This is a genomic window from Elusimicrobiaceae bacterium, assembly GCA_017528825.1.
Classification (GTDB): Bacteria; Elusimicrobiota; Elusimicrobia; order Elusimicrobiales; family Elusimicrobiaceae; genus Avelusimicrobium.
Genome location: JAFXOI010000019.1, coordinates 1 through 18,739 on the forward strand (window position 1 = coordinate 1; position 18,739 = coordinate 18,739).

Genomic DNA, 18,739 nt, shown 5'->3' on the forward strand with positions numbered 1-18,739 from the left:
AACGGCAATGGGAACGGCAAGTTTCCCTTGACTATCTGATGAACGAGAAGTTTGTCCAGTTTGCCGCGTCGGAGCCGGACGAGGAATACCCATTTACCGTCTGCGGTCAGACCGTCCTGCTCTGCAACGCCGCCCTTGCCTAAAAGTAAAATCCGCCATAACTTATAAACGGGGGTTACTATGTTGCAAGAATTACACATTTTGCTTTTTTTAGGGGGGTTGTCCGTTTTATCCGCCACGTTGGTACCGGCGCAAGCGTCTTTAGTAATGTTTGCGCTCATGGTCACAGGCCGATACGCCGCATGGAAATTGCTTGCCGCGGCATGCGTGGGCACCGTCTTGGGCGTGGGCATAAACTGGGTGCTGGGGCAGTATTTGGACCGCCTGGAAAACAAAACCTGGTTTCCCGTTAAAAAAGAATACCTGCAAAAAGCGCAGAATCTTTTTGCAAAAAACGGAAGCATTACGCTTTTGTTGGCCGGCGTGCCGATTATTGGGGACCCTGTTATGCTGATTGCGGGCGCGAGCAAAATAAACTTTTGGCTTTTTCTGTCGGTAGCGGCCCCTGCCAAATGCGTCCGCTTCTTTTTATTCTGGCTGATTTATTTGGGATTGACATAAGAGGAAAAAGCACTTTGTAAAAAGTGCTTTTTAAAGGTACGCACAACAAGCGCTAAAACATCGCGTGTCCATTATAGGGTACCATAGTTCTTATACTCAGTTTTAGCACTCCCCATTATTATTTTGGTACTTTGGCTAGTTCGAGTTTACCAGTGCATAGCAAGGATTTGGTACAAAAAATGGGACAGTAAATAAGAGAAAATGCCTGCGGTGGAGCAGAATATGACTACGCTCATTGCCATCATCACGGAAACTGTCATCATTAACGATATATTTCCATTAGATAACCTCTGGTAAAAGGGAAAGACTCTAACTGGGGACTTTTTTATTACTTGTACTCTGCAAAAAGTATATAAAATGGACAGTATAATTTTCGTAATTAGCTCATAATTATAGCGTCTAAACTCTGTCCATATTTGCTTTATTTTGATTATTTGCTGTGCCCAAAAAGCGCACAAGGCATAATAAAAGCACAAGAAATGGCAAACCAGTAACTGGAAAAATCACGCAGTTATAGTGTCCAAACTGTGCCCAGTATATTCATAGTTTTCAAGAATTTTTTTAGTAGTTTTTATACTTTTTCGACGAGAAGTAATAATTATAGTATGTAAAAAATCTTGGGAATTTAAGTTGTGCGGATATAGTTTGCAGAAAAAGAACGGATAATTTAGATTTTGTCGACGAGAAATACAAAGAAAACTAGCATTTACTGTACACCATAAAGGGTCCACTAAGAATATACACTTTTTTGCGTTTTTTGCAAAATCGCTACTTCCTGCCATTTTTCTGCCGAGCGTTTGTATAGCTTATGATACATAATGTTGCTTAAATTATAGTGTCCAAAATATGTAGAGTTGTCCTATATGTGCTACAATACCAGAAAGGAGAGTTTATGAAAAAATTAATTTGTATTTTATGCATGCTCGTAGTTTGTAGCATTTGTATACATGCCGCCAGTGATGACAAACATTATAATCTATATAAGACGGACAACATGTATACTTTCCTAAAATTAGATACTCGCACAGGACAGATTTGGCAAGTTCACTGGAGCACGGAGAAAGATGGGCGTGCGGTATTGCCATTATCTACAGAGAGATTATCATCTGATAGTAAAGATGGAAGATTTGTTTTATTTCCAACCACTAACATGTACAATTTCATTTTATTGGATACCACCGATGGAAGAACATGGCAGGTACAGTGGTCTTTCAAAGAAGGAGAGAGAATGATTGTTCCTATTAAATTGCCTAGCAACGATACAGCAGACTAGACTCCTTCCTCATGGGATGATTTCCTGCTACGACAGAACCAATAACTTAAACTAATTAACCCAACAAGCCGCTCCTGATGGGGCGGTTTTTTATTACTTCTACTGTGACCAAAAAGCGCACATGACACAATAAAAGCGCAAGAAATCGTATCCTGTAACCGGAAAAACCACGCAGTTATAGTGTCCAAACTGTGCCCAGTATATTCATAGTTTTGAGAGGAAGTTTTAGTAGTTTTTATACTTCTTCGACGAGAACTAATAATTATAGTATGTGAAAAAGATTCGGGAATTTGGGTTGTGCGGATATAGTTTGCAGAAAAATCGTGTATATTTACACTTTTGTCGACGAGAAAAAGAGAAAATCCAAGCATTTACTGTACACCATACAGGGTCCACTAAGAATATACAAGATTTGCGTAATTTTGCTCATTTTGCTCAAAAAGTGTCGACGAGGAAGTATAAGAAAAAACCCGCTCTCGACGGAGAACGGGTATATTCTAAGACGTGCGCCCAACAGGAATCGAACTTGTATCTTCAGCTCCGCAGGCTGACACTCTATCCATTGAGCTATGGGCGCGGAAAACGATTGCAAATTTTTACTACCTAAGTATTATAACATTTTTTGTAAAATGGTGCAAAATTATTTTTTCGGGTATGAATTTTTATTTTTCCCCCTCACTATAAATTCTTAAAATTGTTTGGGTCCATGTAGTAGGGGTCACAGGTGATGCCGCGCGAGGCACAAGAAGGTGCTTTGCCACAATAAGTCCCGCAACAACAAGAAGTTTCATCGTAGGTAGTAACAGAACGATGACCCCATTCATTAGCCCAATATTGAGTATCTTGAACATGATTTCCACAGGAATATTCTGCATTGGCATAACAAATAGAGCCATTTGTAAATTGAGCAAAAGCACATCCACCCCAAGAATATGAGCCTGTTTTATTAGATACACAGATACTACCATTTGTAAAAGTATCATTATGACAAGTTCTTCCTGAAGTACTAACGCAGATGCCTCCGTCAATATCTAAACTGTTACATCCTCCGTCGTCATCATCACCAATACACACGCTTCCATCTTCCAGATTTTCTTCACGATTATTTTTATACCTACATTTCCCGTCCAGTACGCCTAATGCTCCGGCGGCATTACACTTTTCTTCTACAGTGTTATAACATTCTCCGGTAGTAGAGCCCCATACACATGTGCCGTCATTGTCCAATAAATACTTTGTATAACCGTCTTTGCTCCCGGTTTTTGTGCCCATTAATAGTTTTTCACATAAGCGTTCTGCGCGGCTGTCGCCTGTTTTTGCCTCGCAAAATAAATAACTATTCGGGGCTTTTAAAGACATGGATAGTTTGACATTGGGGAGCGTATTTAACTGTCCGGTAATAGTGCTTTGATTATTACTTTTAGTTTCTAGGCTATATTCGGCGTCGGGCAGAACAAATTGATTATCGTCTGTTTCTCCCGGTAAAGAAATTGTTAAGGCATCTGCCACATATGCATAACTTCCATTCTCTAAATAAGCGGCCGCTTGTGCTGTTTGCAGCGCTTTTGCAGGAGTTAGTAAGGTACTCCAGCGGCTTTTATCAATAGCCCCCTGATACATCGGGATAGCTATGGCACTTAATACAGCTATAATCAGCACTACTACTAATAGTTCGACAAGTGTAAATGCCTGTTTGTTGTATTTCATATTTTTCTCCTTATCTGTTTTGAAATACAACAAAAACGGCTGTTGTATTTGAGCTAACTCGACTAACCCAAAGTACCACAGCCGTGGTTTGCTATCACCCGAAGATGATAGCAAACACTCGGCACAACACTGCCGATGGATCAGATCGGTAATGTTGTGCCTAAAACGACTGTCTTTGGAGTCGAGTTATGCTATTGGTTTCCAATAGCGCACCGTATTCTTCATACGGTTCCAAAAACAGATTCAAATTTTATACATCTACTACTATTTCCAGTATAACAAATTTGTGACTATATTGCATAAAAATCGCCCACATTTCTGCGGGCGGTTTTGTGTGATAAGAGAAACACCTTACCGTTGGACGCGGCCGGATCCGTCGCCTTGCGCAAGCTTTAATACCTCATCGACAGAGACTTGGTTGAAATCGCCTTCAATGCTGTGTTTGAGGCAGCTGGCGGCCGTGGCAAACTCAATAATTTCTTGCGGTTTCATACCGGCTAGACACGCATAAATCAATCCGCCACCGAAGGAATCCCCCCCGCCCACGCGGTCCACAATGTGCATGAGGTAGCTCTTGCTGAAATAATAATCTTTTCCGTCGTAGAGCATCGCGGCCCATTTGTTGTCGTTAGCGGACAAAGAGGTGCGTAGTGTAATGGCCACTTTTTGAAAGCCAAAGCGTTCAGCTAGTTTAGCGGCGACTTCTTTGTAGCCCTCGTGATTGACTTGGCCGGTGGTTACATCCGTTCCAGAGGATTTAATGCCGAACACGTCGGAGGCGTCTTCTTCGTTAGCAATACAAACGTCCACATATTGGCAAATTTCCGCCATGACTTGGCCGGCTTTTTCTTTACTCCACAATTTTTTACGATAGTTCAAATCACAGCTGACGGTCAGGCCCAATTTTTTGGCGGCTTTACACGCTTCTAAGGTAATAGCGGCAATTTTGTCGCCCAAGGCCGGAGTGATACCGGTAAAGTGGAACCAATCGGCTCCTTTGAAAATTTCGGCCCAATTAAAATCGGTGCTTTCCGCTTCGGCAATAGAGGAGCCGGCGCGGTCATAAATCACTTTAGAGGGGCGTTGGCTGGCGCCTTTTTCCAAATAATAAATACCTACGCGGTTTCCGCCACGGGCAATAAAGCGCGTATCTACGCCGTAGCGGCGCAACGCATTGACGCCGGCTTGGCCGATTTCGTGCGCCGGTAATTTGCTTACAAATGCGGCATCTAAACCGTAATTAGCCAAGGAAACAGCCACATTGGCTTCCCCCCCACCGTAGGTGGCACCGTAGGTTTCCGCTTGTACAAAGCGGGTGTAGCCCTCGGGGGCCAAGCGTAACATAATTTCTCCGAAAGTGATTACTCTTTTTGTCATAAAATCTCCTATTTTTGCAAAATATGTAAGGCAAAACCGGCTACTTCATTTTGTAAATACACTACGCGCAAACTGCCGTCGGCATTATATCCGGCACTGTCCCAGTTCAGTTTTACACCGGCTTTTTCCAGACGATAGGCCGCGCGTTCTGCGCTGTTGGTGGCAATAGCGATATGGCCTTTGGTACCGTAGAACGGTTTTTTCATTACTTCAATAAAATCCGCCGCAAAGTAGGCTCCACCGCGGTCCTGTTTGGCAAATCCGAATAATTTTTCGAAGATACCGGCAACGGCGGAAGATTCTTTTTCGTCGGCGCAATTGATACCTACATGGCGTAGTTCAAAACCGAGCATCAAATCTACCGCTTCTTTGGATAAACGGGTGACTTCGGCCCAGTTTTTGGCTTTGAGTAAATCTTTGCTGACCATCCAACTGCCACCGCAAGCAATAATTTTCTTAAAAGATAAATAGGTATTTAAGTTTTTGGCATTAATGCCGCCGGTAGGCATAAATTTTACTTTTCCGTACGGCGCAGACATGGCTTTTAACATCGGCAGTCCGCCGGCAGCTTCAGCCGGGAAAAATTTGACTACTTCAAGCCCTAGTTCAATAGCGCCTTCCACTTCGCTAGGTGTAGCACAACCCGGCGTGACAGGGATGTTTTTAGCCAAACAATGTTTCACAACGGCCGGATTGAAACCCGGGCTGACGATAAATTTAGCTCCGGCCGCTACGGCGCGGTCGGCTTGCTGCGTGGTTAAAACGGTTCCGGCTCCCACTAACATTTGAGGGAACTGCTTGGACATAATTTTAATGGCTTCTTCGGCCGCGGCGGTGCGGAATGTTACTTCGGCACACGGTAGTCCGCCATCAATTAAAGCTTGTGCAAGCGGGGCGGCATCGGCGGCATCTTCTAAGGCGATTACCGGCACGATACCGATTTTGGATAGTTCACTTAAAACTGGGTTCATAAATTCTCCTGTATAAAAACATCTACTTGAATTTTATAATCTTTGAGTCCAAAGTGTCAAAAGCCCATTGCCTTTTGTTGCCTAAAATGATAAAAAGGTAGAGAAGGCTGATTTTTAACTTACCTAATAAGGAGTCATAAAATTTATGCAAACTGTCAATCAAACCATTCAAAAGGTCTATGGAAAACGTCCGGAGAAAATTTTACAATTTGGAGAAGGAAATTTCTTACGTGCTTTTGCCGATTGGATGGTAGATTTAGCCAATGAAGAAGGTGTATTTGAAGGATCTATTGTTCTGTGCCAACCGATTAGTTTTCCCCCCATGTGCGAAAAAATTAATAAGCAAGACGGTGTTTATACATTAGTGATGCGCGGCGTAGAAGACGGAAAAGCGCAAGAACGCACCCGTGTGTTGACCTCTGTTTCCCGCTGTATTGATCCGGTGAATGATTATCAAGCCTTAATGGATTTAGCCAAAAGTGAAGATTTAAAAGTAGTCATTTCCAATACCACCGAAGCCGGCATTGCCTATAAAGAAGGTGTCAAATTGACCGATACTCCCCCCGCCTCTTTCCCCGGAAAAGTGGCGGCTTTTTTATATGCACGCTATAAAGCTTTTAACGGAGCGTCTGATAAAGGGTTGTTGTTTTTGCCGGTGGAACTGATTGATTTTAACGGCGATAAACTCAAAGAGTTTGTTTTGAAATATGCACAGGAATGGAATTTAGAGCCGGCCTTTTTAGAGTGGGTCAAAACCGCCAACCATTTTACTAATACCCTCGTGGACCGCATTGTAACGGGTTACCCCAAAGATCAAATTGCCGAATTTGAACAAAAATTAGGATATAAAGACGACATTTTGGTAACGAGTGAATTATTTAACTTGTGGGTAATTGAAGGGAAAAAAGAATGGGCCGATATTTTACCCATTCATAAAACCAAAGCCCATGTGTTATGGACAGAGGATGTAAAGCCCTATAAAATGCGCAAAGTACGTATTTTGAACGGTGGCCATACTTCTACGGTGTTGGCGGCTTATTTAGCCGGACATAATATCGTGTTGGATTTTATGAATGACCCTGTGTTCAAAACGTATTTGCATACGCTATTATATAAGGAAGTCATCCCCACGTTACCGCTTCCGGTGGAAGAGTTGGAGCAGTTTGCCCACGCGGTGGAAGAACGTTTTTCAAACCCGTATATCAAGCATAAATTGTTGGATATTTCACTCAATTCCTGCTCCAAATTTACAGCCCGTTGTTTGCCGTCTTTGTTGGAATATGTCAAGAAGAACGGAGAGCTGCCTAAACTGTTGACTTTCTCGTTAGCGGCCTTCATTAAATTCTATCAGGTACAAGAAGAAAACGGTGCGTATTTTGGTGTACGTAACGGTGAAAAATATCCGGTCAAAGACGACGCGGAAGTGTTGGCCTTCTTTGCTAGTACATGGAAAACCGGTACGCCCGCTCAAGTGGCGCACGCGGTACTGTCCAATGCTAAATTGTGGAACGGACAAGATTTAACAAAAGTAGCCGGGCTTGAACAAGCCGTGGCGCATTGGTTAGAAGTATTAGCTAAAGAACCGATGAAAAACGTTGTAGCGGAATTGGTCAAATAATATGGCAGAACAACTCGTAATTCGCATCACGGACAGAGACAATGTGGCGGTTGCGCTGCAGCCGTTGCAAGCCGGACAAACCGTTACGGTTAGTGGGCAGGATATCGTCTTAAAAAATGATATTCCGTTCGGGCATAAAATTGCCTTGCAAGATTTTCAGCCTAATGAGAATATCATTAAGTACGGCCAACCGATCGGCCACGCCAAAGTGGCTATTGCGCGCGGGGAGCATATCCACACGCACAATCTGAAAACCAATTTGGACGGGCTGTTAGATTACACGTATCAGCCGCAGGAAAAACCGGCCGCCCAAACCGCCAAGCACGCAGAAGCCTCTTTTATGGGTTATGTGCGCACCGACGGACAAGTGGGCATTCGCAATGAGATTTGGATTATTCCTACGGTAGGTTGTGTTAATACTACGGCGCAACGCTTAGCTAAAGCCGCGTCTGAAAAATTAAAAGGTCTGGTAGACGGTGTTTATGCGTATACGCACAATATGGGTTGCAGCCAGTTGGGCGCAGACCACCGCCGTACGCAAGACATTTTGAAGGGCCTAATTCGTCACCCCAATGCCGCCGGTGTACTCGTGTTGAGCTTGGGCTGTGAAAACAATAATTTAGATAATTTTAAACCCGTTTTAGGTGATATAGACCCAAAACGGGTTAAATTTTTAGTGACGCAAGATGTCAATGACGAATATGGAGCTGGCATGAAAATTTTAGACGAACTGGCCGCGTATGCGCAAACATTTAAACGTGAGCCCGTTCCGGCCAGCAAATTAGTATTAGGATTTAAATGTGGCGGTTCTGATGCGTTTTCGGGCATTACGGCTAACCCGTTGTGCGGGCGCATTAATGACTTGCTTGTTTCGCTAGGCGGTACGACTATTTTGACGGAAGTACCGGAAATGTTCGGTGCGGAAACACTGCTGATGAAGCGGGCGGTAAGCAAAGAAGTTTTTGAAAAGACCGTTCACTTGATTAACGATTTTAAGAGTTATTTTACCCGTTACGGCCAAACGATTTATGAAAATCCCTCCCCCGGCAATAAAAAGGGCGGTATTTCTTCTTTGGAAGAAAAATCGCTGGGTTGCACGCAAAAAGGCGGTCATGCTCCGGTGGTGGACGTGCTAAACTATGGCGAGCAAGCCGTTAAAAACGGGCTTAACTTGCTCATCGGGCCGGGTAATGACCAGGTGTCGTGTACAAATTTGGTGGCTAGCGGAGCACAAATTGTTTTATTTACTACCGGCCGCGGTAATCCTTTTGGCTCTCCAGTCCCGACCATAAAAATTGCTACCAATACCGGTTTATATACACGCAAACCGCATTGGATTGATTTTAATGCCGGACAAATTTTAGATGGGATGTCCTTTGAACAGGCTACAGAAGCACTTTTTCACTACGTGCTGGATATTGCTTCGGGGCGCGTTCAAACCAATAACGAAAAATTTGGTTATAAAGAAATTTCCGTCTTCCGCGATGGTGTAATTTTATAAACCCGTTTGAAGCGGGCATCTTAGTATAGGAGTTCTCATGAAACGCAAAAACCGCTGTATCCTAGGTTGTTTAGTTTTGTTAGCAGTTATGTCGTTGGCAGCTTGTCATTCCGATACGGTTCACATTCCAAAAGTATGGAATGTCGCTACAATTCAAAATGAAACTCATCCGCAGACATTGGCCGTTAAAAAAATGGGTGAGATATTTTCTCAACTGACAAACGGAAAATATAAAATTGAGGTTTTCCCCAATGAACTGCTGGGTCCTCAACGTGAAACATTGGAGCAGGTGCAATATGGCATCATCGAAATGGCTGTCATGGGAAATCCAAATGTGTCTAGTTTTGAACAGGGATTTTTGACTTTTGAAATGCCGTTTTTGTTTGATGATTTGGCGCATCAAAAACGGTTTTTTGAAACTTCTCCTGTCGTAGAAGAATTATTCAAATCTACCGATCAATATAATTTCTCGATTTTGACTTATTTTACGGCCGGTACGCGCAATATGTACGCCAAAAAACCGATTCGTAATTTACAAGATCTAAAAGGAATGAAAATTCGTACTGCCGAATCCGATACCTATGCCAAAATGATGTCTGCTTTGGGCGGAGCGGCAACGCCCATGTCTTTTGGCGAAGTGTTCACGGCCATCCAATCGGGTGTGGTGGACGGAGCCGAAAACAATGAGGCCTCTTATTCCAATACCAAGCATTATGAAATTGCGCCGTATTATTCCTTAACTCGGCATTTAATCGTACCGGATTATTTGGTAATCAATACCAAGTTGTATAATGCTTTGCCGGAAGAAGATCGCCAAGCGTTGCATGAAGCGGTGCGTCAAGCAGCCGTTTACGAACTGGAACTTTGGGAGCAAGATGCTGCCGAGCGTTTAGAGCAAGTAAAGAAGGGCGGTGCGACCATTATCGAAGATGTGGATGCCTTTGAATTGCAACAGGCGGTCAAGGGATTGCATGAAGAATTAACTCAAAATCCCAAAGTAAAAAATATTTATGATGCCGTCAAAAATACTTCTAATCTAAAACAGGACTAATTATGACACCACTTAGAAATATACTCAATAAAATTACTGCTTTTTTATCATGTGTTATTTTGGCGTTTATGACACTACTGGTTACGTGGCAGGTGATTACCCGCTTTATTTTGAACTCCCCCAGTACCATTACCGAAGCATTGGCGAAATATATGTTCTTGTGGCTGGTCATGATTGCCTCGGCCTATGTAGTGGGTAAGCGTGATCATATGAATTTGCGCATTTTAGTGCATCGTTGCAGCCCGCTCAATCAAATTCGCTTGGGTTTTGTGTCGGAGCTCATTGTTTTTGTATTTGTGTTGTGCGTGCTAACTTACGGCGGCGGCTATATTGCGCTTAATGCTATGGTGCAGATGGATTCGGCTTTGCCGGTGCCGGTGGGCGTAGTGTATTTGGCCTTGCCGGTGGGCGGTATTTTAGCGGCAGTTTATTCTTTGTGTAATATGGTCGACTTTATCAAACTTTATAAACAAACCAAACAAGGAGGTGCCCAATGAGTATTGCGCTGACTTGTGGACTTATTTTGTTGATTTCTTTGCTCATCCTGTTAATGTTAGGGGTGCCTATTAGCGTGAGTTTAGGGTGTAGTGCTACACTGGCGATGCTCGTGGTGCTTCCCGGTGAAAAAGCCGCTTTAATGGCCGCGCAAAAGACCTTTACCGGAATTAACTCTTTTACCTTGTTAGCGATTCCTTTCTTTATTCTGGCCGGAATTATTATGAATAATGGCGGAATTGCTCGGCGGTTGGTTAATTTAGCTAAGGCCATTGTGGGCCGCTTACCCGGTGCGCTGGCGCTGACAGATGTGGTAGCCAATATGTTATTTGGCTCTATTTCCGGTTCGGGCTCTGCTTCCTGTGCGGCCATTGGCAGTATTATTACTCCCATGGCGGAAGAAGAAGGGTATGATAAAGACTACATTGCTGCTGTCAATGTAGCATCTGCTCCGTCGGGTATTTTAATTCCCCCCAGCAATACGCTCATTATTTATTCTACGGTAGCGGGTGGCGTGTCCATTACCTCGCTGTTTTTAGCCGGTTATATTCCCGGTATTATGTGGGGACTGGGCGTGATGATTTTGGCCTTCTGTATGGCTAAAAAACGCGGATATAAAGGTGCCGCTCCGGTGCCCATGAAAGAATTTGTAAAAATAGCTTGGCAGGCAATTCCTAGCTTATTGTTAATTGTGGTGGTAATCGGCGGTATTTTGCTGGGTATTTTTACACCGACAGAGGCCTCGGCCATTGCAGTTTGTTATGCGTTAGTATTGTCGTTTATTTATAAGACAATCACGGTAAAAGATTTACCGCGTATTTTATTGGAAGCGGCGGAACTGACGTGTATTATTGTTTTCTTAATCGGCCTTTCCTCTATCATGTCATGGATTTTGGCTTTTACGAAAATTCCGGACATGTTAGCTAGCGGGCTCTTGAGTTTATCAGAAAGCCCGATTGGTATCTTGCTGATTATGAATGTGCTACTGCTAGCGATTGGTACCTTCATGGACCCGACGCCGGCTATTTTGATTTTCACTCCCATTTTCCTGCCAATTGCGCTCAAATTTGGCATGGATCCGGTACAATTCGGTATTATGATGACTTTTAACTTGTGTATCGGTTGTATTACTCCCCCCGTCGGTGCGATTCTATTTACCGGTTGTAAGGTAAGCAAAATAGGAATTGAACAAATCATACGTCCGCTTATTCCGTTCTTTGCGGTGTTGGCGGCTATTTTATTGATGGTCACATTCATTCCGGCTCTATCGTTGTGGATTCCTAAAATAGCCGGTTTGTTATAAGGAGAAATTATGAAACCATTTATGGATAAGGATTTTTTACTTTCTACGCCTACTGCGCAAAATTTATATCACGCGCATGCCGGTCAAATGCCGATTGTGGATTATCACTGCCATATTAATCCGCAAGAAATTTACGAAGACCGCCAATTTGAAAATATCACGCAAGTGTGGCTGGGCGGAGATCATTATAAATGGCGTCAAATGCGCTCTAACGGCGTAGATGAAAAATACATTACCGGCAACGCTACCGACCGCGAAAAATTCCAAAAATGGGCCGAAACATTGGAAAAAGCGATTGGCAATCCGTTGTATCATTGGAGCCATTTGGAATTGCAGCGGTATTTCGGTTATCATGGCGTACTGAATGCGCAAACGGCTGAGGAAGTGTGGAATTTGTGCAATCGGAAATTACAAGATAAATCCATGAGTGTGCGTAATTTAATCAAACAATCTCATGTTCGCCTGATTTGCACCACCGATGACCCGGCTGATAGTCTGGAATGGCATCAAAAATTAGCGGCCGATAAAACCTTTGACGTGCAAGTCTTGCCCGCGTGGCGTCCTGACAAAGCCATGAATATTGAAAAACCGGAGTATTTGGACTATTTGGCTAAATTGTCGGCCGCGGCCCAATTGCCGATCCGTAGTTTTGCGGATTTGAAAAAAGCCTTACAGGTGCGCATGGACTTTTTTGCTTCGCTGGGCTGTTGCGTGTCTGATCATGCCTTGGAGTACGTTATGTACTTCCCTGCGAGCGAAAACGTCATAGAAGCCATTTTTGCCAAACGAATGAAAGGTGAAAAGTTGTTACGCCAAGAAGAATTGGCTTTTAAGACCGCTTTTATGATTTTTGTGGGTAAAGAGTATCACAAACGGGATTGGGTCATGCAACTTCACTACGGTTGTAAACGCGACAATAATTCCTTGATGTATAAACAGTTAGGGCCCGATACCGGATATGATTGTATTAACAATTATGCGCCGTCTATGCAAATGGCCGATTTCCTAAATGCTCTGCAAGTGAGCGACGAACTGCCCAAAACGATTATTTATAGCTTAAATCCCAATGACAATGCTGCCATTGGCACGATTTTGGGTTGTTTCCAGAATAGTACAGCTATCGGCAAAATACAACAAGGTTCTGCGTGGTGGTTTAATGACCATAAAACCGGTATGACCGACCAAATGATTTCCTTGGCTAATTTAGGGCTCTTGGGCAATTTTGTCGGGATGCTGACCGATTCGCGCAGTTTTCTCTCTTATACGCGCCATGAGTATTTCCGCCGGATACTGTGTGATTTAATTGGCCGCTGGGTGGAAAACGGCGAATATCCTAACGACGAAGAACTGTTAGGACAGCTGGTGGAAAATATCGCTTATCACAACGCGGTACAATATTTCGGCTTTAAGTTGTAGGGATTTATAAAATCACCTAGGGCTGTGTCTAGGCACAGCCCTATATTTTTAACATTTGGGAGCGTTTGATGGGCAATAGGCTCCTTCACAACATCCTCCGTCATAGGTTACATCTCCATAAACATGTCCACAAGTCCCATATTGATTCGCTATACACTTACTGCCGGCCTTAAAAGTAGAGCCATGACAAGAATAACCATGATCACCGTTGCATACACTTCCAGAATCAAAAGTTCCCATACACGCATGCGCTCCGCCTGCAATACAAATAGAATTATCATGAAATTCTCCAGAACAAGTAGAAGCGTTTCCTTCACATGTAGCTCCATAAAATTTGCCTGTACATCCATCCCCTCCTGGAGTAGCTAAAGACGTACATTTAGATCCTGAATTAAATATGCTATTCTGACAGCCACTTACATATTGATTCCCTCCATAATTTCTAACTGTGCATTCTCCACCCTCATTGACTTGCAGATAATTACACGTCCATCCACCATAACAATTTCCTCCCTCTTCAACAACTAACCGATTTTCTTCAGTGCCATTTCCACTAAATGTACAAGAATCCATTCCATTAGCTTTACAACGTTCTTCATTTGTTTTATAACATTTTGTTTGTTTATTAGACCACACACGACTAGCATCACCACACGTGGCTTTGTCAATTTCTTGGTCTAGTAAATAGGCCGTATAGCCGTCTGCAGAAGTTAAATCCTGCCCCATGAGTAGCTTTTCACAGAGTTTATTGGCACGTTCATCTCCTGTTTTGGCCTCACAATGTAACTGTCCGGCAAACATTGGGCTTTGGTCTAAATAACTGGCTAAACGCACATTGGCAAGCTTACTATTCGTCACGCGGATGACATTCGGGTCAGCGGTATTATTGGGCGTTACTAAAGCAAAGGTTAAATCACTATTATTCATGGTAACATCTAAATTCGCCATTTCATCGGTATAAGCGCCATTGCTCATTTTAATGGCTTCTTCGGCATCTTTAATGGCTTTGGCTCCCGGCAACATGGTGCTCCAATGGCTCTTATCCACCGCCCCTTGGTACATAGGCAAAGCTATGGCGGATAAAACACCGATAATCAGTACAACAACTAGTAATTCTACTAGCGTAAATGCTTGTGTGTGTTTTGGCATAATTTCTCCTTGATTGATTTTATTTTTAACATAAAAAAAGACGACTGCTATTTGTGAGGTTCAAAGCACACAAATAAACAGCCGCCTACTCGTATTACACGTAATACGAGATGAATGCTAGTAAATATGGGTAATTAGTCCATATTCACTAGCATCTAAAGCGACTGTTTTTAGCTTTGAACCTCTTTTGCTTACGCAAAAGTGCGGCCTTTACAGACCACTAAAAACAGTATTCAAATTGTATTAAGCCCGGTATGGCTTATGGTACAGCAAAAATCTCCTATCATCTAACAGATATATTTTCATATTAGCATATTCGGAGATATTTTTTGTAGAAACTGGCATTTTTTGGACAGTTTCTGTATAGTTTAGTATAATAGAAATATAATTTCTCGTCGTAACGCGCCCGTAGTTCAATGGATAGAGCGTCAGCCTCCGAAGCTGGAAATATGGGTTCGACTCCCGTCGGGCGCAAATTTTTTCTTCTAAAATTGCTTTTATACTTTGTTATGTGCTTCCTCGGGTACCTCGGCCTGCCGGCCTGTTACAGTACACGCTCGGTCGCACATGCCTCGTCTAAAAGCAATTTTTTTTGAAAAAATGCTACTTTCGCAAACGCCTAGAATTAGGGCTTTTTACTTTGAAAAATTAGTGTATGTACGTCTGAGCACACCCACTACTGGGTGTGCGTGCGGGAGGCGAAGGCCGGAGCGATGTTTTTGTTTGAGCCGCTTGGCGGAGAAAGGCAAAAACCGCGAGGCCCGGCCCGAAGGCGTTTTATGTCAATAAAACGACCGGAGGGGACTCCCGTCGGGCGCACTTTTTTGCTACCTCTTTTCAATTTTGCCGTTGTTCTCACTCGCTCGAATACCTCGGCGCTACCGCGCCGCTACGCACAGTATACTTCGTTCGTTCGTGCCTACTCAAAATTGAAAATAGTTGCAAAATATCTACCCTTATCTTGTCTAAAAGCAATGTTTTTGAAAAAATATTACATTGTATACCCGAGCACACCCACTGCTGGGGGTGCGGGTACAAACCGTCTATTGCCTCTCTCCAAAATAAAACGCCCCGAAAATAATATCTTTTTCGGAGCGTTTGATGGGTAGCAGTTTTCTTTACAAATACAAAACTTTAAATCCGGCGCTTATCGTCCAATCGGCTCCGGGCATATTTCCCCCCATTTTCCCACCGCCGCGTAAATATACCGCCGTGCCTTGATTAATCATGGTGCCCACTTCCGCTTCCGGCTGAAATTTGGCCACTCCCGGTGTATCGTAGTCAATATAATAGCGCGGATCCAAAAATACCCACCAGTTGGTATCGGATAAATAGACAATCGCGCCGCGAATACGGCCATTATTGATATTGTCACGACCACCGTCACCGGCGATAGACCAAGATTGTTTGTATCCCAGCGCAAAGAACCAGTTGGGCGTGGGCATATATACACCATACACAGATGGGTTTAATTGCACTTTACCGCTTCCTAATTCTTTTCCGGTGGCAGTAGGCCAAATGGTTTCTAATACCGCACCGAAAGACCAAATTTCCCCCTCGTTGTAGCGTCCAAAGGAAAGCGAGAGAGTGGTGTCTCCCAATCCGTTTTTGCTCTTAGCAGGCGATTCAAAGCGCGCTAAGGGTAATTCTATACCCAGTGTCATAGCCGGAGCAAATTTATAATACCCTTTCATCGTCATTTTAGACAAAGAAACCGAACCGGGCGAATCCAGCACATCCATAGAAGGGTTGAATTCCAAAGAGGTTACTTTATCGTTGGGAAGAACATCACGGATTTCCTGTATTTGGGCGTACACGGGCGCGGCCAAAGCGCACAACATCCACAAAACGGCGTATTTTTTGAGCATAGCATCTCCTTCAGGTGATTTAAACAACTTAGTAGTATTGTAATAATTTTGGGCGTACTAAAACAGGAGAAAATTTAATTATTAGAAGAATTTAATTTGCGGCGTAATAGAATAATTTGTTTTTCCAAATAATTGTGAGCTTCCCGAGATAAATTCGAGTTTTTTCCGGAGAGGATATCAGCAGATAATGCCTGTTCGTAAGTGCTTAGCGCGCGCTTGAGGTCTTTTTCGGTACCGTAGCCGGTAGATAGCATATCTCCAAGTACCAACCACACGGCCGGATCTTTTCTATAGGCGGCCAGTAAACTGACCCATTTGAAAATTAGCGGATAATAGTCTTCGTCGTCTTCTTCGTAATATAGTTCAGCAAAGCGGTACAAACTTTGTAAGTCGCCATTTTTAGATTTTTTTTCTAACGTTTTATACATAGCTTTTTTTGCTTCCAAGGCCACTTGAGTACGCTTGTGACGAAGTAGTGTGTGTATGGTCACAAGTAATACGATTAGAACTAAAATCAGAATGGCTATTAGTCGCATATTTTAAGTATAAAATTTTTTATAAAGAGAAGACAATAGGTTTTCTTACTTGGCAAAAAAATTGTTATACTGTATGGGTAGTACTTGTTACAATTTATCTGTTTTTGGAACCGTATGTGGAATACGGAAAGCTTTGAGCTTGCTCAAGGCATCATGCAGTCCAAAGACAGTCGTTTTAGGCACAAAGTGCACGGACTAATTACCCGGGTGCTTTGTGCCGAGTGTTTGCCGCACCTTCGGGCGCGGCAGACCACGGCTGTTATCATTTTGGGTCACTGCATGAGCTCAAGGATAACGGCCGTTTTTTTGCGTTCCTTTTCCAAAGACAGAAATAATATGGAGACGAGAGTATGCAAAAAAATAAACGAGCGTTTACGCTCATTGAACTACTAATAGTAGTGCTTATCATTGGTGTGTTAAGCGCGATTGCCATTCCGATGTATCAAGGGGCGGTGGATAAAAGTCATTTCAGCACGTTGTTGCCCGCTACAAAAGCTATTAAAAATGCCGAAGAAGCCTATAAAATGGCAAACGGAAGGTATACCAATGAAATGAGCGAATTAGATGTAAGTATGACAAACGGTGATGTTTCATATGAGATCCTTACCCCCAATAACATGTCAGATCCAAATGTGATCCGTGTGACAAACAATAAACTTTCAGGTGTACGCCTAGCTAGCTATCTAGATGATAGCCCAAAATTTGCTGGGCAGTTGCATTGTGAAGCGGAAAATGGAAATACACGCGCACAAAGATTGTGTGAAAAATTATTAAGTGGGGAAGAGTTAACAACTACCGACAGTTATACAGCATATTTGTTAGATCAAGAGGTAGATTACGCTTTGTGCGATAGCGTAAATCGTAGTTGGTCAACGAGCAAGTCAAAATGTTATAAAGACACTTCATCCCGTTGTGCGGCACTTGATGTGCCAGTACTTAGTGCTGGAGAAGACACATGTGGTTATCTAGGGAAGAATGGATCCTCATACGATAATAAATTTGATATCGGATCAGAAGGAGTATGTATAGGAACTAACAGTTGGTCCTGTAATATGGATATTTTTGATAACGGAACTTGTTGGCCCGAAAACTACCACGCATCTTGCATGCAGAATGAATATAAAAATAACAGTACTTGTCAGGGAAATGCAAGTGCTGCCTGTATAGATTCGCAATTTTATTCTGGCAGCATTTGTCAAGGAAATACAGCTACAGCTTGTTCTCGATCAGGTTTTCATGATGGAAGCGTATGTATCGCAAATGTCGAAGGAACTTGTACATACCGAGACTATGCTACTAGTGTGTCAACTTTTGATTCCGGCGCTATGTGTGTAGGGAATGCCTCCGGTACATGCAGTACAGGGCTTAAATTAAACCAAGGTGCTATTTGTATCGCTAATGCCAGCGGAACATGCAATACAGATTATTCTTTAGGGGCGTGTTGCTGTGGAAATTATTGCCCCAGTAGTGCGCCCAAATGTGCCGCTTGCGATTCTCAATATATACATTAATATAAAACACCCCGCCTTTCGGCGGGGTGTTTGCTAAATTGCATTCAAAAACAACTTATTTGACGTTTTTAGAGATATATTTGCTCATGTCAAACATGCTGATTTGTTTTTTGCCTTCAAAAATAACGGCCAATTTGGCATCAGAGTTGATCATGCGTTTGTTGGTTTTATCTTGTAAACCGTTTTTCTTAATATAGTCCCACATCTTTTTGACGATTTCAGTTCTCGGAAGAGGGGCGGCTCCCACCACAGCGGCCAGTTCGGCGCTGGGGGTTAACGGGGCCATAAATTTTGCATTTGCTTTTGCCATAGGGAATTCTCCTTTTCGTTTCTTAATCTTTT

General features: G+C 43.0%; 16 protein-coding genes and 2 tRNA genes. 10 read left to right on the plus strand and 8 right to left on the minus strand.

Annotated features, from left to right (window positions below):
- Positions 1 to 180 precede the first annotated feature (180 nt).
- Positions 181 to 621, plus strand: a complete 441-nt coding sequence (locus tag IKN49_04105) for a DedA family protein (GenBank protein MBR3632225.1) — start codon at positions 181 to 183, stop codon at positions 619 to 621.
- Positions 622 to 1,513: 892 nt separating this feature from the next.
- A complete protein-coding gene (locus tag IKN49_04110; GenBank protein MBR3632226.1) occupies positions 1,514 to 1,894 on the plus strand; it encodes a hypothetical protein in 381 nt (126 codons plus the stop codon).
- Positions 1,895 to 2,399: 505 nt separating this feature from the next.
- Here IKN49_04110 and IKN49_04115 read toward each other — a convergent pair.
- The 4 genes from IKN49_04115 to eda all read right to left on the minus strand — a co-directional run bounded on the left by IKN49_04115 (position 2,400) and on the right by eda (position 5,949).
- Positions 2,400 to 2,471 (minus strand) — tRNA-Arg (locus IKN49_04115).
- Between the two features lie 101 nt (positions 2,472 to 2,572).
- Positions 2,573 to 3,601, minus strand: a complete 1,029-nt coding sequence (locus tag IKN49_04120) for a prepilin-type N-terminal cleavage/methylation domain-containing protein (protein MBR3632227.1) — start codon at positions 3,599 to 3,601, stop codon at positions 2,573 to 2,575.
- Between the two features lie 351 nt (positions 3,602 to 3,952).
- On the minus strand, positions 3,953 to 4,978 hold the full coding sequence (locus tag IKN49_04125) for a sugar kinase (protein MBR3632228.1): 1,026 nt from the start codon (positions 4,976 to 4,978) through the stop codon (positions 3,953 to 3,955).
- A gap of 8 nt (positions 4,979 to 4,986) precedes the next feature.
- Complete coding sequence (eda, locus tag IKN49_04130; GenBank protein ID MBR3632229.1) at positions 4,987 to 5,949, minus strand: bifunctional 4-hydroxy-2-oxoglutarate aldolase/2-dehydro-3-deoxy-phosphogluconate aldolase; 963 nt, start codon at positions 5,947 to 5,949, stop codon at positions 4,987 to 4,989.
- A gap of 145 nt (positions 5,950 to 6,094) precedes the next feature.
- Here eda and IKN49_04135 point away from each other — a divergent pair, with 145 nt between their 5' ends.
- The 6 genes from IKN49_04135 to uxaC are packed head-to-tail and all read left to right on the plus strand — an operon-like array spanning position 6,095 to position 13,333.
- Positions 6,095 to 7,567: a tagaturonate reductase gene (locus IKN49_04135; protein ID MBR3632230.1), complete on the plus strand. Its 1,473-nt coding sequence runs from the start codon at positions 6,095 to 6,097 to the stop codon at positions 7,565 to 7,567.
- 1 nt (position 7,568) lies between these two features.
- Positions 7,569 to 9,068 (plus strand): altronate dehydratase, encoded by a 1,500-nt coding sequence (locus tag IKN49_04140; protein MBR3632231.1) that lies wholly within the window; start codon positions 7,569 to 7,571, stop codon positions 9,066 to 9,068.
- Positions 9,069 to 9,105: 37 nt separating this feature from the next.
- The gene (locus IKN49_04145; protein ID MBR3632232.1) at positions 9,106 to 10,119 is read left to right on the plus strand and encodes a TRAP transporter substrate-binding protein; all 1,014 of its coding nucleotides are present in this window, start codon (positions 9,106 to 9,108) and stop codon (positions 10,117 to 10,119) included.
- 2 nt (positions 10,120 to 10,121) lie between these two features.
- Positions 10,122 to 10,616, plus strand: coding sequence for a TRAP transporter small permease (locus IKN49_04150; GenBank protein ID MBR3632233.1), 495 nt, complete (start codon positions 10,122 to 10,124; stop codon positions 10,614 to 10,616).
- On the plus strand, positions 10,613 to 11,917 hold the full coding sequence (locus IKN49_04155; GenBank protein MBR3632234.1) for a TRAP transporter large permease: 1,305 nt from the start codon (positions 10,613 to 10,615) through the stop codon (positions 11,915 to 11,917). The genes IKN49_04150 and IKN49_04155 overlap by 4 nt, the downstream gene beginning before the upstream one ends.
- Before the next feature lie 9 nt (positions 11,918 to 11,926).
- Positions 11,927 to 13,333 (plus strand): glucuronate isomerase, encoded by a 1,407-nt coding sequence (gene uxaC / locus IKN49_04160; protein ID MBR3632235.1) that lies wholly within the window; start codon positions 11,927 to 11,929, stop codon positions 13,331 to 13,333.
- A gap of 48 nt (positions 13,334 to 13,381) precedes the next feature.
- On the opposite strand, the gene IKN49_04165 is transcribed toward uxaC, so the two are convergent.
- Positions 13,382 to 14,482, minus strand: coding sequence for a prepilin-type N-terminal cleavage/methylation domain-containing protein (locus IKN49_04165; GenBank protein ID MBR3632236.1), 1,101 nt, complete (start codon positions 14,480 to 14,482; stop codon positions 13,382 to 13,384).
- A 402-nt stretch (positions 14,483 to 14,884) separates the two neighbouring features.
- On the opposite strand from IKN49_04165, the gene IKN49_04170 reads away from it, so the two are divergent.
- Positions 14,885 to 14,956 (plus strand) — tRNA-Arg (locus IKN49_04170).
- 644 nt (positions 14,957 to 15,600) lie between these two features.
- On the opposite strand, the gene IKN49_04175 is transcribed toward IKN49_04170, so the two are convergent.
- Both IKN49_04175 and IKN49_04180 read right to left on the minus strand, forming a co-directional pair.
- On the minus strand, positions 15,601 to 16,350 hold the full coding sequence (locus tag IKN49_04175) for a hypothetical protein (GenBank protein MBR3632237.1): 750 nt from the start codon (positions 16,348 to 16,350) through the stop codon (positions 15,601 to 15,603).
- 74 nt (positions 16,351 to 16,424) lie between these two features.
- Entirely contained in the window at positions 16,425 to 16,886 is a 462-nt protein-coding gene (locus tag IKN49_04180) for a hypothetical protein (protein ID MBR3632238.1), read from the minus strand.
- Between the two features lie 350 nt (positions 16,887 to 17,236).
- Here IKN49_04180 and IKN49_04185 point away from each other — a divergent pair, with 350 nt between their 5' ends.
- Positions 17,237 to 18,397 (plus strand): pilin, encoded by a 1,161-nt coding sequence (locus tag IKN49_04185; GenBank protein ID MBR3632239.1) that lies wholly within the window; start codon positions 17,237 to 17,239, stop codon positions 18,395 to 18,397.
- 55 nt (positions 18,398 to 18,452) lie between these two features.
- Here IKN49_04185 and IKN49_04190 read toward each other — a convergent pair whose 3' ends face one another.
- Positions 18,453 to 18,707: a hypothetical protein gene (locus tag IKN49_04190; protein MBR3632240.1), complete on the minus strand. Its 255-nt coding sequence runs from the start codon at positions 18,705 to 18,707 to the stop codon at positions 18,453 to 18,455.
- Between the last annotated feature and the right edge of the window lie 32 nt (positions 18,708 to 18,739).

What these genes read in the sequence shown, in the direction of transcription:
- IKN49_04105 (MBR3632225.1), top strand. Translation starts at nt 181, where the DNA reads ATGTTGCAAGAATTACACATTTTGCTTTTTTTAGGGGGGTTGTCCGTT.
- IKN49_04135 (MBR3632230.1), top strand. Translation starts at nt 6,095, where the DNA reads ATGCAAACTGTCAATCAAACCATTCAAAAGGTCTATGGAAAACGTCCG.
- IKN49_04190 (MBR3632240.1), bottom strand. Translation starts at nt 18,707, where the DNA reads ATGGCAAAAGCAAATGCAAAATTTATGGCCCCGTTAACCCCCAGCGCC.
- IKN49_04185 (MBR3632239.1), top strand. Translation starts at nt 17,237, where the DNA reads ATGCAAAAAAATAAACGAGCGTTTACGCTCATTGAACTACTAATAGTA.
- IKN49_04165 (MBR3632236.1), bottom strand. Translation starts at nt 14,482, where the DNA reads ATGCCAAAACACACACAAGCATTTACGCTAGTAGAATTACTAGTTGTT.
- IKN49_04180 (MBR3632238.1), bottom strand. Translation starts at nt 16,886, where the DNA reads ATGCGACTAATAGCCATTCTGATTTTAGTTCTAATCGTATTACTTGTG.
- uxaC (MBR3632235.1), top strand. Translation starts at nt 11,927, where the DNA reads ATGAAACCATTTATGGATAAGGATTTTTTACTTTCTACGCCTACTGCG.
- IKN49_04110 (MBR3632226.1), top strand. Translation starts at nt 1,514, where the DNA reads ATGAAAAAATTAATTTGTATTTTATGCATGCTCGTAGTTTGTAGCATT.
- IKN49_04125 (MBR3632228.1), bottom strand. Translation starts at nt 4,978, where the DNA reads ATGACAAAAAGAGTAATCACTTTCGGAGAAATTATGTTACGCTTGGCC.
- IKN49_04145 (MBR3632232.1), top strand. Translation starts at nt 9,106, where the DNA reads ATGAAACGCAAAAACCGCTGTATCCTAGGTTGTTTAGTTTTGTTAGCA.
- IKN49_04155 (MBR3632234.1), top strand. Translation starts at nt 10,613, where the DNA reads ATGAGTATTGCGCTGACTTGTGGACTTATTTTGTTGATTTCTTTGCTC.
- IKN49_04120 (MBR3632227.1), bottom strand. Translation starts at nt 3,601, where the DNA reads ATGAAATACAACAAACAGGCATTTACACTTGTCGAACTATTAGTAGTA.
- IKN49_04175 (MBR3632237.1), bottom strand. Translation starts at nt 16,350, where the DNA reads ATGCTCAAAAAATACGCCGTTTTGTGGATGTTGTGCGCTTTGGCCGCG.
- eda (MBR3632229.1), bottom strand. Translation starts at nt 5,949, where the DNA reads ATGAACCCAGTTTTAAGTGAACTATCCAAAATCGGTATCGTGCCGGTA.
- IKN49_04140 (MBR3632231.1), top strand. Translation starts at nt 7,569, where the DNA reads ATGGCAGAACAACTCGTAATTCGCATCACGGACAGAGACAATGTGGCG.
- IKN49_04150 (MBR3632233.1), top strand. Translation starts at nt 10,122, where the DNA reads ATGACACCACTTAGAAATATACTCAATAAAATTACTGCTTTTTTATCA.